Below are 13,479 nucleotides of genomic sequence, written 5' to 3'. Positions count from 1 at the left end.
TTGCGGGGGCAGCTCGCGGCGTTCGGCCGCGCGAAGGGCCGTCAGCTCGCGCCGTCGAGCCGCCCGACCGCGGTGACCCGCACGACCGCGGCACCCGCCTCGTCCGACTCCGCGAGATCGACCGTCGCCGAGATGCCCCAGTCGTGATCACCGGCCGGATCGTCGAGGATCTGCCGCACCCGCCACTCGGTGGGTGTCTCGGTCACGAGCAGCATCTTCGGCCCCCGCGAGTCCGGGCCGATCCCGATCGAGTCGTGCTCGTCGTAGTAGTCGTCGAGCGCCTCGCCCCACGCGTCGGCGTCGAAGCCCGCCGCCGCGTCCAGCTCGCCGAGCGCCTCGTGGTCGTCCAGCGCCGCGAGGGTGACCCGCCGGAACAGCTCGTTGCGCACCAGCACCCGGAACGCGCGGTGGTTCGCGGTGAGCCGTCGCGGGGCGGGCGGCACGATCGCCTGGTCGGCGGCGTGCAGGGCCGGGTTGACCAGCTCCTCCCACTCGTCGACCAGCGAGGAGTCGACCTGGCGCACCAGCTCGCCGAGCCACTCGATCAGATCGTGCAGCTCCTCGTTCTTGATCTCGTCGGGGATCGTCTGCCGGGCGGCCCGGAACGCGTCGGAGAGGTAGCGCAGCACGAGGCCCTCCGAGCGCGAGAGCTTGTAGAAGGCGCAGTACTCGCCGAACGACATCGCCCGCTCGTACATGTCGCGCACGACCGACTTGGGCGAGAGCTCGAAGTCGCGCACCCACGGCTGGACGGCGGTGTACGTCTCGAAGGTCGCCTCGAGCAGCTCCTGCAGCGGCTTCGGATGGGTGACGCTCTCGAGCAGCTCCATCCGCTCCTCGTACTCGATCCCGTCCGCCTTCATCGCGGCGACCGCGTCGCCCCTGGCCTGGAACTGCTGGGCGCCGAGGATCTGCCGCGGATCGTCGAGCGTCGCCTCGAGCACCGAGATCACGTCGAGCGCGAAGGTCGGCGACTCGGGGTCGAGCACGTCGAACACGGCGAGCGCGAACGGCGAGAGCGGCTGGTTGAGCGCGAAGTTGGGCTGCAGGTCGACGGTCAGCCGGATGCGGACCACGCCGTCGCGGTCGACGATCTGCTCGACCACCTCCGCGGTGCGCAGCGTGCGGTAGATGCCCAGCGCGCGGCGGGCCAGCTGGAGCTGCCGCTTCCACGGCTCGTGGTTGTCGAAGATCAGCGCGTGCACGTTCGCGAAGACGTCGCCGCCGCGCGCGATCACGTTGAGGAGCATCGACGAGGTGATGGTCATGTGCGAGGTGAGCGTCTCGGGCTCGGCGTCGACGAGCTTGCGGAAGCTCGGCTCGCCCCAGCTGACGAAGCCCTGCGGTGCGCGCTTGCCGACCCATTTGCGCCGCTTCTTCGGGTCGTCGCCCATCTTGTCGAGCGCCTTGCGGTTCTCGGACTCGTGCTCGGGCGCCTGCACCACCACGGTGCCCGCGGTGTCGTAGCCCGCGCGGCCGGCCCGCCCGGCGATCTGGTGGAACTCGCGGGCCGAGAGCTGGCGGCTCTTCACGCCGTCGTACTTGGTCAGCGCGCTGAGCAGCACCGTCCGGATCGGCACGTTGATGCCGACGCCGAGGGTGTCCGTGCCGCAGATGACCCGCAGCATGCCCTGCTGGGCCAGCTGCTCGACCAGGCGGCGGTACTTCGGCAGCATGCCCGCGTGGTGCACGCCGATCCCGAGCCGGAGCAGGCGCGAGAGGGTCTTGCCGAACGCGGTGGTGAAGCGGAAGCCGCCGATCACCTCGGCGATGCGGTCGCGGTGCTCGCGGGTGGCGATGTTGGCGCTGGTCAGCGCCTGCGCGCGCTCGAGCGCCGCGGCCTGCGAGAAGTGCACGACGTAGACCGGAGCCTGGTTCGTCGAGAGCAGCTCCTCGATCGAGTCGTGGATCGGCGCGATCTCGTAGAAGAAGTGCAGCGGCACCGGCCGCTCGACGCCGGTGACGGTGGCGGTCTCGCGCCCCGTCCGCCGGGTGAGGTCCGCGGCGAGCGCCGTCACGTCGCCGAGCGTCGCCGACATCAGCACGAACTGCACGTGCGGCAGCGTCAGCAGCGGCACCTGCCAGGCCCAGCCGCGGGACGGGTCGGCGTAGAAGTGGAACTCGTCCATCACGACCTGGTCGACGTCGGTCTCGGCGCCGTGCCTCAGCGCCAGGTTCGCGAGGATCTCGGCGGTGCAGCAGATGATCGGCGCGTCCGGATTCACCGAGGAGTCGCCGGTCACCATCCCGACGTTCGCGGCGCCGAAGACGTCGACCAGCGCGAAGAACTTCTCGGACACGAGCGCCTTGATCGGGGCCGTGTAATAGCTGCGCCGGCCGTTCGCCAGCGCGGCGGCGTGCGCCCCGATCGCGACCAGCGACTTCCCGGTGCCGGTCGGCGTCGACAGGATCAGGTTCGCCCCCGACGAGATCTCGATCATCGACTCGTCCTGCGCCGGATACAGCGGCAGCCCGCGCGCCTCGGCCCACTCCGTGAACGCCAGATACACCGCGTCGTCGTCGACGCGCCCGTCGGCGTCGGGCGTCGGCATCCGTTCGAGCAGCGTCAGACTCATCCCCCCATCCTCCCGGAGTTTCCTGCGGAGGGCCGCCGCGGCTCGAGGAGTCGCGCGGCGGCCCCTCAGTGCCGGCGGAGCAGCCGCGCAGCGCCCCCTCCATGCTGGTCGAGCAGCCGCGCAGCGGCCCCGCCATGCTGGTCGAGTAGCCGCGCAGCGGCGTATCCAGACCCGCCCACTGGACGACGGTGGATCTCGCTACGCCCTCTCCGAGGGCTACTCGATCAGCATGCTGTCTCCAGCCGCTCAGCCGCGCAGCGGCGTATCGAGACCGCGGGTCAGGCGAGCGCGCGCTCGACGTAGGGCCGCAGGTCGGCGGCGAGGCGCAGCTCGCCCGCGGCCTCGGCGTCGAGGAGGGTCTGCGCGTCGTCGGCGCGGCGCTCGACGAACCAGCGGCGCAGCGGCACGGCGCGCTCCGGGCGCGAGAGCACCTCGATCGTGTCGCCCGCCTCGATGCTCCCGCGGTGCAGCACGCGCAGGTAGGCGCCGGTGCGCCCCGCCTCGGCGAAGCGCTTCACCCACTGCGGCTCGCCGAGCACGCGCTGGAACGTGGCGCACGGCGTCCGCGGCATCGTCACCTCGACCTCGACCTTCTCGCCGATCCGCCAGCGCTCGCCGATCACGGCGCCGGTGAGGTCGAGTCCCTCGACGCGCAGGTTCTCGCCGAACCGGCCTGCGGGCATCGGGTAGCCGAGCCGCTCCGCCCACCACTCGGCGTCCTCGCGGGCGTAGGCGTAGAGCGCCTTCGCCTCGCCGCCGTGGTGCGCGCGGTCGGCCTGCACGTCGGCGTAGACCCCGAGATCGCGGATGACGACCGGGCCCTCGACGGGGCGCTTGTCGATCGCGGTCACGCCGACGAGGCCGGGGTCCGGGAGCAGGCGGTCGACGCGGCAGACGGCGAGGAGTCGGGGCATGCGGTCATGCTCTCACCGCCGGGCCCCGCTCGCGCGCAGAGGCTCGCCGGTGCGCGGTGCGCGGGGGGCTCGCCGCGTAGGCTCGCCGGGTGCGCGCCGCCCTCCCCGCTCCCCGTTTCGATCCGCTCGTCCTCGACCGCCTCGCGGAGGGCTACGCCGGCGACACCGGCGCCCGGGAGCACGCGGAGGGCCTCCGCTTCGACGGCGTCGACCTCACCGGCGCCGACCTGACGGCCGCCTCCTTCAGCGAGTGCGTGCTCGACGGCGCGGTCCTCGAGCGGGCGCAGCTGCGCGCCGCCTCCCTCGTCGAGTCGCGGCTCGAGCGGCTGGACGTGCCGGGGCTGTCCGCGCCCCGCAGCCGCTGGCGCTCGATCGAGCTCGCCTCCTCCCGGCTCGGCTCGGCCGAGCTCTACGAGAGCACCTTCGAGCAGGTCCGGATCTCGGACTGCAAGCTCGGCTACGTCAACCTGCGCGGAGCGACCCTGCGCGACGTCCTCTTCGAGCGCTGCACGATCGACGAGCTCGACCTCGGCGGGGCCACCGGTTCGCGGGTGGCCTTCACCGACTGCGACGTCCGCTCGCTGGAGGTGCCCGGCGCGATGATCCAGGACCTCGACCTGCGCGGCGCCGAGCTGCACGTGCTCGGCGGCCTCGACGGACTCCGCGGCGCCGCGCTCACCGAGCTGCAGCTCAGCCTGATGCTGCCGCTGTTCGCCGAGCACTTCGGCGTGCGCGTCCTCGGCTGAGGCGCACCGCCGCCGCTAGGCGCGCCGGCGCCCGATCCGCCGGCTGAGCGCCCGGCGACCGAGCAGGAACACCCCGAGCACGATCGTGGTGACGACCACGAAGCTCAGCTGCACGCCCTGCCCCGAGAGCACCCGCAGCAGCATCCCGCCGGCCACGGTCACGATCCAGACCACGAGCCCGGAGACGAGGATCCGGTCGGGCGTGCGCCAGGCGCGCGCGATCACCCAGCCCAGCAGCAGGGCCGCGGCGAACGGCCACAGCGTCACGAGGAAGCCCTCGAGCACCGAGCCGCCGTCGTGCGTCCGCCGCCCGATCAGGACGAAGACCGCGACGAGGACGACGTCGAGCGCCAGCCCGAGCCCGGCGCGGCGGGTCACGCCGGCTCCGTCACGAAGTCGATCAGCTGCTCGACCCGGCCCAGCAGCGCGGGCTCCAGGTCCTTGAAGGTGCGGACCTGCCCGAGGATGCGCTGCCAGGCGCGCGCGATGTCGGCCTGCTCGTCGTGCGGCCAGCCGAGCGCCTGGCAGATGCCCTTCTTCCACTCGATGGAGCGCGGGACGTCCGGCCAGCGCTCGAGTCCGACGCGGGCGGGCTTGACCGCCTGCCAGACGTCGACGAAGGGATGGCCGACCACGAGGACGTGCGCGCCGTGCGGCCCGGCGGCGACCGCGTCGGCGATCCGCGACTCCTTCGACCCGCGGACGAGGTGGTCGACGAGCACGCCGATCCGCCGTCCCGGACCGGGGGCGAAGGCGCGGACCAGCTCGTCGAGGTTGTCGACGCCCTCGATGTACTCGACGACCACGCCCTCGATCCGAAGGTCGTGGCCCCAGACCTTCTCGACCAGCTCGGCGTCGTGCCGGCCCTCGACGTAGATGCGGCTCGGCAGCGCGACGCGCGCCTTCGCATCGGCGACGTGGAAGGAGCCGGAGGCGGAGCGCGCCCGGCCGAGGTTCGCGTCGCGCTTGAGGCCGGGAGCCTTGAGCGACACCGGCTTGCCGTCGATCAGGAAGCCGGGGCCGATCGGGAAGACGCGGACCTTGCCGAAGCGGTCCTCGAGCTTCACCATCCTCAGCTCCACGCCGATGACGGCGCCGACGAAGCCGGAGGCGACCTCCTCGACCACGAGATCGCGCTCGGCCTCGACCACCGCGACCTCGACCGTGTTCTTCGCCCGCCAGTTCCCGGCGAGCACGTCCTGCCCGTACCTGTCCTCGTCCATCGCCTCGAGGGTAGCCCGCTGCTGCGGATGATCATCACTCTCGATTACCAGAATGTATTGCGATGTGTTTATGGATCTGGTCGACTGGACCCGGCCACCGACCGGCGGCCTCGTTCCTCCGAAAGGCAGCACCATGAGCACCACCGACCTCCACGCCGAGCACGACGTCACCGAGCACGAGCACGGCGACGGCTGCGGCCACACCACCGTCCAGCACGACGACCACGTCGACTACGCGCACGGCACCCACCGCCACGCCCTGCACGGCGACCACTACGACGAGCACGGCGCGCACGCCGAGCACGCCGCCGCCGCCGACCGGTCCTGACCCGTTCGGCGGATCTCGATACGCCCCCTGCGGGGGCTACTCGATCAGCATGAAGGAGCCGCCGCCGCCCTTGCATGCTGGTCGAGTAGCGCGAAGCGCGTATCGAGACCCGCCGGCGACGAGCATGACGCTGCAAGACCCCGCTCCCAGCCGCGGTGAGTAGGCTGAGAGGGATACAACGTGCTCCGGGGTCGGTGAGAGTCCGAACCGGCGGTGACAGTCCGCGAGCCGCTGACCACTTCGGTGGGAGGCGGTTGACCTGGTGGAATTCCGGGACCGACGGTGAAAGTCCGGATGGGAGGCAGCACGAGCGTCGCGCGCGAGCGCGGCGCTGAACGACGGTGCCCGCGCACCGCCGCTCGCACCCCGGAGTTCGGCGACGAACGGAACCGGGAATGACGATCGACTTCGAGCACGCGATGCGCAGGGCGCTGGCCCTCGCCGAGCGCGGCCCCGCCCGCGGCGTGAACCCGCGCGTCGGCTGCGTCCTCCTCGCGCCCGACGGCTCGGTGCTCGCCGAGGGCTGGCACCACGGCGCCGGCACCGCGCACGCGGAGGTCGACGCCCTCTCCGCCCTCGCCCCCGGCGCCGCGACCGGCGCCACCGCCGTCGTCTCGCTCGAGCCCTGCAACCACACCGGCCGCACCGGCCCCTGCAGCCGCGCCCTGATCGACGCCGGCGTCGCCCGCGTCGTCTACGCCGTCGGCGACCCGGGCGACCGCTCGGCCGGCGGCGGCGACACCCTCCGCACGGCCGGCGTCGAGGTGGTCGAGGGCGTCCTCGCCGAGGAGGCGGAGGAGTTCCTGCACGTCTGGCTCGCCGCGACCCGCCGCCGCCGCCCCTGGGTGACCCTCAAGTGGGCGTCCACGCTCGATGGCCGCACCGCCGCCGCCGACGGCAGCAGCCGCTGGATCACCGGCGCCGCGGCCCGGCAGCGGGTGCACGAGCAGCGCGCCGCCGCCGACGCGATCCTCGTCGGCACCGGCACGGTCCTCGCCGACGACCCGAGCCTGACCGCCCGCGGCGACGCCGGCGAGCTCCTCGCCGAGCAGCCGCTCCCCGTCGTCGTCGGCGAGCGCGGCCTCCCCGCCGGCGCCCGCGTCCTCGAGCACCCGCGCCGCCCGATCCTCGAGCGGACCCACGACCTCGCCGCGGTCCTCGACCGCCTCTACGACGCCGAGGTGCGGAACGTCTACGTCGAGGGCGGCCCGACGCTCGCCTCCGCCCTGGTCGCCGACGGCCTCGTCGACGAGTTCCTCGTCTACCTCGCCCCGGCGCTGCTCGGCGGCCCGCGACTCGCCCTCGACGACCTGGGTGTCGAGAGCATCGCCGGCGCGCACCGCCTCGACCTCCGCTCCGTGGAGGTCCTCGGCGGCGACCTCCTCGTCACCGCCCGGCCGGGCTCCCCCGCCCGCCGGCCGCCCGCCCCGCAGAAGGAGTCCTGATGTTCACCGGAATCATCGAGGAGGTCGGCGTGGTCACGGCGGTCTCGGCAGGGACCGACGCGATCCGCCTGACCGTGCGCGGCCCCCTGGCCGTCGAGGGCGCCCGCCACGGCGACTCCATCGCGGTCTCGGGCGTCTGCCTCACCGTCGTCGACCAGTCGGCCGACGGCTTCACCGCCGATGTCATGGCGCAGACCCTGCGGATGTCGACCCTCGACGGCGTCGCGGTCGGCGACTCCGTGAACCTCGAGCGCGCGGCGCTGGTCGGCGACCGCCTCGGCGGCCACATCGTCCAGGGCCACATCGACGGCACCGCGACGCTGCTCGCGGTGACGCCCGGCGACGCCTGGCGGGTGCTGCGCTTCTCGCTCCCCGCCGAGGCGGCACCGCTGGTCACCGACAAGGGCTCGATCGCGGTCGACGGCGTCTCGCTGACGGTCTCGGCGATCAGTCCCGCCACGGAGCCGGAGCAGTGGTTCGAGGTGTCGCTCATCCCCGAGACCCTCGCCGCCACCACCCTCGGCGCCCGCGCCGTCGGCGACCGCGTCAACATCGAGACCGACATCCTCGCCCGTCACGTCGAGCGGATGCTCGCGCTGCGGTCCGCCACCAGCACCGGAGGTCGAGCATGAGCCTCGCCAGCATCCCCGAGGCCGTCGCGGCCCTCCGCGCCGGCCGGCCGATCATCGTCGCCGACGACGAGGGCCGTGAGAACGAGGGCGACGTCATCGTCTCGGCCCAGCTCGCGACACAGGAGACGATCGCCTGGATGGTCCGCCACTCCTCGGGATTCATCTGCGCGCCGATGACCAACGAGATCGCCGACCGCCTGGAGCTGCCGCTGATGGTCGTCGACAACGAGGACCCGCGCGGCACCGCCTACACGCTCTCGGTCGACGCCGCCGACCGGCTCTCCACCGGCATCAGCGCCTCCGACCGCGCGCACACGCTCCGCGTGCTGGCCGACCCGGACGCCACCCCGTCGCGGCTGCACCGCCCCGGCCACATCCTTCCCCTGCGCGCCGTCGAGGGCGGCGTCCGCGAGCGCGACGGGCACACGGAGGCGGCGGTCGACCTGATGCGCCTCGCCGGGCTCGAGCCCGTGGGTGCCATCTCGGAGATCGTGGCCGAGGACGGCGAGATGATGCGCCTCCCCGGTCTGATCGCCCTCGGCGAGCGCGAGGGCGTGCCGGTCACGACCGTCGCCGCGCTGATCGCCTATCTCGAGGAGCACCACGCCGAGCTCGACGCGACCAGCGTGGAGCCGGCCCGCGACACTCCGCGGGTGAGCTTCGAGGTCGAGACGACCGTGCCGACCACCCACGGCCCGTTCCGGCTGCGCGCCTACCGCGACCGCCAGACCGGCGCGGACCACGTCGCCGTCGTGGCCGACCCCGTCGGCGACGGCCGCGGGACACTCGTGCGCGTGCACTCGGAGTGCCTCACCGGCGAGGCCTTCGGCTCGCTGAAGTGCGAGTGCGGGCCTCAGCTCGACGCGGCGCTGGACACGATCCAGCGCGACGGCGGCGTCGTGATCTACCTGCGCGGGCACGAGGGCCGCGGCATCGGGCTGATCAACAAGCTCCGCGCCTACCGGCTGCAGGAGGACGGGCTCGACACCCTCGACGCCAACCTCGCGCTCGGCCTGCCCGCCGACGCGCGCGACTACGGCGCCGCCGTCGGCATCCTCGAGGACCTCGGCGTCACCGACGTCCGCCTGCTCACCAACAACCCCGAGAAGGTGCGCCAGCTCACCGACCGCGGCATCACCGTCTCCGAGCGCGTGCCGCTGGTGGCCGGCGTCGGCGCCTTCAACCAGGGCTACCTCGCGACCAAGCGCGACCGGATGGGCCACTTCAGCGATCTCGACGCCCTCGTCGGACTCGACCCCCTCGACGCCGGACCCTCTGGCGCGACACCGAAGGAGTAAGCCATGGCCGGTAGCGGCGCCCCCACCACCTCCACCGTCGACGGGAGCGGCCTCCGCGTCGTCGTCGTCGCCGGGACCTGGCACCAGCAGATCACCGACGGGCTGATCGCCGGCGCGAAGGCCGCGCTCGACGAGTCCGGCGCCTCCTGGTCGCTCGTGCGCGTCCCCGGCTCGTTCGAGCTGCCGGTCGCCGCGAAGGCCGCCCTCGAGGCGGGCGCGGACGCGGTGGTCGCCCTCGGCGTCATCATCCGCGGCGGCACCCCGCACTTCGAGTACGTCTCGGACGCGGCGACCTCGGGCCTGACGAACGTCTCGATCCAGACCGGCAAGCCGGTCGGCTTCGGCGTGCTCACCCTCGACACCGAGCAGCAGGGCCTCGACCGCGCCGGGCTGCCCGGTTCGAAGGAGGACAAGGGCCGCGAGGCGGCGGAGGCGGCGATCGCGACCGCACTCGTCCTCCGCGAGCTGCGCGGCTAGCGGGCGACCTCGCACGCCGCTCTCCCGCGGCACTCAGCGCCGGCGACCCCCTTCTCGGGGGCGCCGACGCTGAGTGCTGAGAGGCGCTCTTGCTGGGAGACCGCGGAGTAAAGTGAACGGGTCGTCACGAGCGGCCCTACCCTCCCTCCCCCTCGGCCCCCGCGGCCCGCAGCGCCCGATCGACGCCGCCCCCGCCGGCACCGGGAGACCCCTCCATCGGAGCAGCCCTCTTCCATGTCTTCTTCCCGTACCGCAGCCGACGCTCCCGCCGCCGCCCCGCAGAACTCGCGGGGCCGGGTGATCCTGGCGAGCCTCATCGGCACCTCGATCGAGTTCTACGACTTCTACGCCTACGCGACGGCCGCCGTCCTGGTCTTCCCGTCGCTCTTCTTCGTCAACGAGGATCCGGCGGTCGCCCTCCTCGCCTCCTTCGCGGTCTTCGGCGTCGCCTTCATCGCCCGCCCGATCGGCTCGATCATCTTCGGCCACTTCGGCGACCGCGTCGGCCGCAAGGGGACCCTCGTCGCCTCGCTCCTCACGATGGGCATCGCGACCTTCCTGATCGGCTGCCTGCCGACCGCCCTCACGCCGGGCTGGGAGTTCCTCGCTCCGTTCCTGCTCGTCGTGATGCGCTTCTGCCAGGGCCTCGGCCTGGGCGGCGAGTGGTCCGGTGCCGCGCTCCTCGCGACCGAGAACGCCCCCGCGAACAAGCGCGCCATCTACGGCACCTTCCCCCAGCTCGGCGCCCCGATCGGCTTCATCGTCGCGAACGTGCTCTTCCTGGTGCTGGCGAGCACCATGAGCGACGAGACCTTCGCCGCCTGGGGCTGGCGCGTGCCGTTCCTCGCGAGCGCCGTGCTCGTGATCGTCGGCCTCTACGTGCGCCTCAAGCTCGTCGAGACCCCCGCGTTCCAGAAGGTCGTCGACAACGGCGAGGTGGCCAAGCTGCCGCTCGCCCGCGTCTTCAAGACCAGCTGGCGCCCGCTCATCCTCGGCACGTTCATCATGCTGGCGACCTACGTGCTCTTCTACCTGATGACCACGTTCACGCTGACCTACGGCACCACGCCCTCCGACGCGGCGACCCCGGGCCTCGGCTACAGCCGCAACGACTTCCTGATCATGCTGATCGTCGGCGTCGTCTTCTTCGGGATCTTCACGCTGGTCTCCGGACCGCTGGCCGAGAGGTTCGGCCGCCGCCGCACGCTGCTCGTCGTCACCTCGGCGATCCTCGTCTTCGGCCTGCTCTTCGTCCCGCTGTTCAGCGGCGGCTTCGCCGGCGTGATGGCGGTGCTGATCCTCGGCTTCACGCTGATGGGCCTCACCTTCGGCCCGATGGGCGCGGTCCTGCCCGAGCTCTTCCCGACCAACGTCCGCTACACCGGCTCGGCGATGTCGTACAACCTCGCGTCGATCCTCGGAGCGGCGCTCGCCCCGATCATCGCGGTGGCGCTCTGGCAGTCGGCCGGCGGCAGCACCCTGCTGGTGGGCCTCTACCTCAGCGGCGCGGCGGTGCTGACGCTGATCGCCCTGCTGCTCTCGAAGGAGACGCAGCACACGGCGTACCACGACAACGTGTCGTAGGGCGCTCCTGCCCTGCACGTCCGGCCCGTCGGTTCCCCCGGCGGGCCGGACCTGTCTCCGGGCCTCGCAGCGGGCCGTCGTCCCGCGCCGCGCGTCAATGCGAGTTGACAGCTCTCGAGCGGGGCGCGCAGACTGGACGTCAATCGCGGTTGACACATCGGCGAGCGCGACCGACGGCCCGCTCGCAGCAAGGAGGAGGCAGAATGAACGACGGCACGATCACGACCCTCGCGGGGGACGCCGGCGCCGACGACCCGATCACCGCCCTCCGAGCGATCCACGGCCTGCGCGCCGAGCTCGACCGGGCCGAGGCGCTCGCCGTGCGCCGCGCGCGGAACGCGAACGCCTCCTGGCAGCTGATCGCGCTCTGCCTCGGCGTCAGCCGCCAGGCGGTCCACAAGAAGTACGGCAGGGCATGAGCGAGGACGAACGAGCGATGAGCAGCACCACGGAGAGCACGCGCGGCGGACGGCGGCCCCGCCGCGGCAAGGACGACGGCCCCCGCGCCTCCTTCTCGCAGCTCGTCCCCTACCTGCTGGAGCACCGCGGCATCCTCTCGGTCGTGGTCGTGCTCAGCCTCTTCGGCGCCGCCGCCAGCCTCGCCCAGCCGCTCGTCGTCGGCCAGGTCATCACCCGCGTGCAGGACGGCCTCGACCTCGGCCCGCTCGTCTGGGCGCTCCTCGTCCTCGTCGTCGCCTCCGGCCTGATCTCCGGCTTCGCGCACTACCTCCTCCAGCGCACCGGCGAGGGCATCGTCCTCTCCAGCCGCCGCCGCCTCGTCGCGCGGCTGCTCCGCCTGCCGATCCGCGAGTTCGACGCCCGCCGCACCGGCGACCTCGTCTCCCGGGTCGGCTCCGACTCCACCCTCTTGCGCGCCGTGCTCACCCAGGGCCTCGTCGACTCGATCGCTGGCTCGCTGCTCTTCGTCGGCGCGATCGTCGCCATGGCGATCATCGACTGGGTGCTGCTGCTGATCATCGTCGTCGTGGTCGCCGTCGCCCTCGGTGCGGCCCTCACCCTCGGGCGCGGCATCCGCGTCGCCAGCCGGAAGGCGCAGGAGAAGGTCGGCGACCTCGCCGCCGCCGTGGAGCGCGCGATCAGCGCCGTCCGCACCATCCGCGCCGCCGGCGCCACCGACCGCGAGATCGCCGTCGTCGACACGCACGCGACCGAGGCGTACCGGCTCGGCATCCGCGTCGCGCACATCTCGGCGCTCGTCGTCCCGGTCGCCGGGATCGCGATGCAGGTGGCCTTCCTCGCCGTGCTCGGCGTCGGCGGCTACCGCGTCGCCTCGGGCGCGATCGACATCGCGCAGCTCGTGTCGTTCATCCTCTTCCTCTTCATGATGGTGATGCCGCTCGGCAACTTCATCGGCGCGATCACCTCGGTCAACTCGGCCCTCGGCGCGCTCGGCCGGATCCAGGAGATCATCGACCTGCCGATCGAGGGCGACGGCGAGCGCGACGGCGGCGGCCTCGGCCCGGGCGTCGCGGACTCCGCGATCGCCTTCGACGACGTGGTCTTCTCCTACGACGAGAAGGCCCTCGACGTCGACGAGGACGCGCGCGACCGCACCGTCCTGCGCGGCGTCTCCTTCACGGTCCCGCGCGGCAAGCGCACCGCCCTGGTCGGACCGTCCGGTGCCGGCAAGAGCACGATCCTCGCGCTGATCGAGCGCTTCTACGACCCCGAGGCCGGCGTGGTCCGGCTCGGCGGCGTCGACATCACCGCGATCGACCGCGACGCCCTCCGCGCCCAGATCGGCTACGTCGAGCAGGACGCACCGGTCCTCGCCGGCACCCTGCGCGAGAACCTCGTGCTCGGCCGCCCCGACGCCTCCGACGAGGACTGCCTGCGGGTGCTCGACGCCGTGAACCTCACCGATGTGCTCGAGCGCAACCCGCTCGGCCTGAACGCGCCCGTCGGCGAGAGCGGCGTGATGCTCTCCGGCGGCGAGCGCCAGCGCCTCGCCATCGGCCGCGCGCTCCTCGCCGCGCCGCCGATCCTGCTGCTCGACGAGTCCACCTCGAGCCTCGACGGTCTGAACGAGCAGCGCCTCCGGCTGGCGATCGACGCCGTGGCCGAGAACCGGACGCTCCTCGTCATCGCGCACCGCCTCTCGACGGTCGTCGACTCCGACCAGATCGTGGTGCTGCAGAAGGGCGAGGTCGTCGGGATCGGCACGCACTCCGAGCTCGTCGAGTCGACGCCGCTCTACCGCGACCTGGCCAAGCACCAGCTGCTGGTCTGAGCCGG

The 13,479-nt window shown here is 72.8% G+C and carries 13 protein-coding genes and 1 riboswitch; of the genes, 9 read left to right on the top strand and 4 right to left on the bottom strand.

From position 1 onward, the window contains the following. Positions 1-41: 41 nt before the first annotated feature. Positions 42-2,576: an RNA helicase gene (locus HRK28_RS12185; protein WP_160090483.1), complete on the bottom strand. Its 2,535-nt coding sequence runs from the start codon at positions 2,574-2,576 to the stop codon at positions 42-44. Positions 2,577-2,854: 278 nt separating this feature from the next. Continuing rightward, positions 2,855-3,490 (bottom strand): MOSC domain-containing protein, encoded by a 636-nt coding sequence (locus HRK28_RS12180; RefSeq protein WP_160090484.1) that lies wholly within the window; start codon positions 3,488-3,490, stop codon positions 2,855-2,857. Positions 3,491-3,579: 89 nt separating this feature from the next. On the opposite strand from HRK28_RS12180, the gene HRK28_RS20860 reads away from it, so the two are divergent. Then, positions 3,580-4,236, top strand: coding sequence for a pentapeptide repeat-containing protein (locus tag HRK28_RS20860; RefSeq protein ID WP_173251714.1), 657 nt, complete (start codon positions 3,580-3,582; stop codon positions 4,234-4,236). A 15-nt stretch (positions 4,237-4,251) separates the two neighbouring features. Here the strand turns inward: HRK28_RS20860 and HRK28_RS12170 are convergent, their stop codons facing one another. Together HRK28_RS12170 and HRK28_RS12165 are read right to left on the bottom strand one after the other, a co-directional pair. Further along, complete coding sequence (locus tag HRK28_RS12170; protein ID WP_160090486.1) at positions 4,252-4,614, bottom strand: DUF3054 domain-containing protein; 363 nt, start codon at positions 4,612-4,614, stop codon at positions 4,252-4,254. Next, on the bottom strand, positions 4,611-5,459 hold the full coding sequence (locus HRK28_RS12165) for a DUF3097 domain-containing protein (RefSeq protein ID WP_173251712.1): 849 nt from the start codon (positions 5,457-5,459) through the stop codon (positions 4,611-4,613). Before HRK28_RS12165 ends, HRK28_RS12170 begins: the two co-directional genes overlap by 4 nt. Before the next feature lie 133 nt (positions 5,460-5,592). Between HRK28_RS12165 and HRK28_RS12160 the strand changes: the two genes are divergently transcribed. From HRK28_RS12160 to HRK28_RS12125, 8 genes are all read left to right on the top strand, one after another. After that, positions 5,593-5,787: a zinc transporter permease gene (locus HRK28_RS12160; protein WP_160090488.1), complete on the top strand. Its 195-nt coding sequence runs from the start codon at positions 5,593-5,595 to the stop codon at positions 5,785-5,787. Between the two features lie 177 nt (positions 5,788-5,964). Further along, positions 5,965-6,098, top strand: a riboswitch (FMN riboswitch). Between the two features lie 84 nt (positions 6,099-6,182). Continuing rightward, the gene (ribD, locus tag HRK28_RS12155; protein WP_244231656.1) at positions 6,183-7,232 is read left to right on the top strand and encodes a bifunctional diaminohydroxyphosphoribosylaminopyrimidine deaminase/5-amino-6-(5-phosphoribosylamino)uracil reductase RibD; all 1,050 of its coding nucleotides are present in this window, start codon (positions 6,183-6,185) and stop codon (positions 7,230-7,232) included. Next, on the top strand, positions 7,232-7,864 hold the full coding sequence (locus tag HRK28_RS12150; protein WP_173251710.1) for a riboflavin synthase: 633 nt from the start codon (positions 7,232-7,234) through the stop codon (positions 7,862-7,864). The genes ribD and HRK28_RS12150 overlap by 1 nt, the downstream gene beginning before the upstream one ends. Next, positions 7,861-9,162: a GTP cyclohydrolase II gene (gene ribA, locus HRK28_RS12145; protein ID WP_160090490.1), complete on the top strand. Its 1,302-nt coding sequence runs from the start codon at positions 7,861-7,863 to the stop codon at positions 9,160-9,162. The genes HRK28_RS12150 and ribA overlap by 4 nt, the downstream gene beginning before the upstream one ends. Before the next feature lie 3 nt (positions 9,163-9,165). Beyond that, a complete protein-coding gene (ribH, locus tag HRK28_RS12140) occupies positions 9,166-9,639 on the top strand; it encodes a 6,7-dimethyl-8-ribityllumazine synthase (protein WP_160090491.1) in 474 nt (157 codons plus the stop codon). 234 nt (positions 9,640-9,873) lie between these two features. After that, complete coding sequence (locus HRK28_RS12135) at positions 9,874-11,223, top strand: MFS transporter (protein ID WP_160090492.1); 1,350 nt, start codon at positions 9,874-9,876, stop codon at positions 11,221-11,223. 203 nt (positions 11,224-11,426) lie between these two features. Continuing rightward, positions 11,427-11,642 carry a hypothetical protein gene (locus HRK28_RS12130; protein WP_160090493.1) on the top strand — a complete coding sequence of 72 codons (216 nt, stop codon included), beginning with the start codon at positions 11,427-11,429 and terminating at the stop codon, positions 11,640-11,642. Positions 11,643-11,659: 17 nt separating this feature from the next. Then, on the top strand, positions 11,660-13,474 hold the full coding sequence (locus HRK28_RS12125) for an ABC transporter ATP-binding protein (RefSeq protein ID WP_160090494.1): 1,815 nt from the start codon (positions 11,660-11,662) through the stop codon (positions 13,472-13,474). Positions 13,475-13,479 lie beyond the last annotated feature (5 nt).

This window comes from Rathayibacter sp. VKM Ac-2835 (genome assembly GCF_013266705.1).
In the GTDB taxonomy this organism is placed as follows: Bacteria; Actinomycetota; Actinomycetes; order Actinomycetales; family Microbacteriaceae; genus Rathayibacter.
The sequence above is the reverse complement of the archived record's forward strand: the minus strand, read 5'-3'. Positions and strand labels throughout refer to the sequence as shown.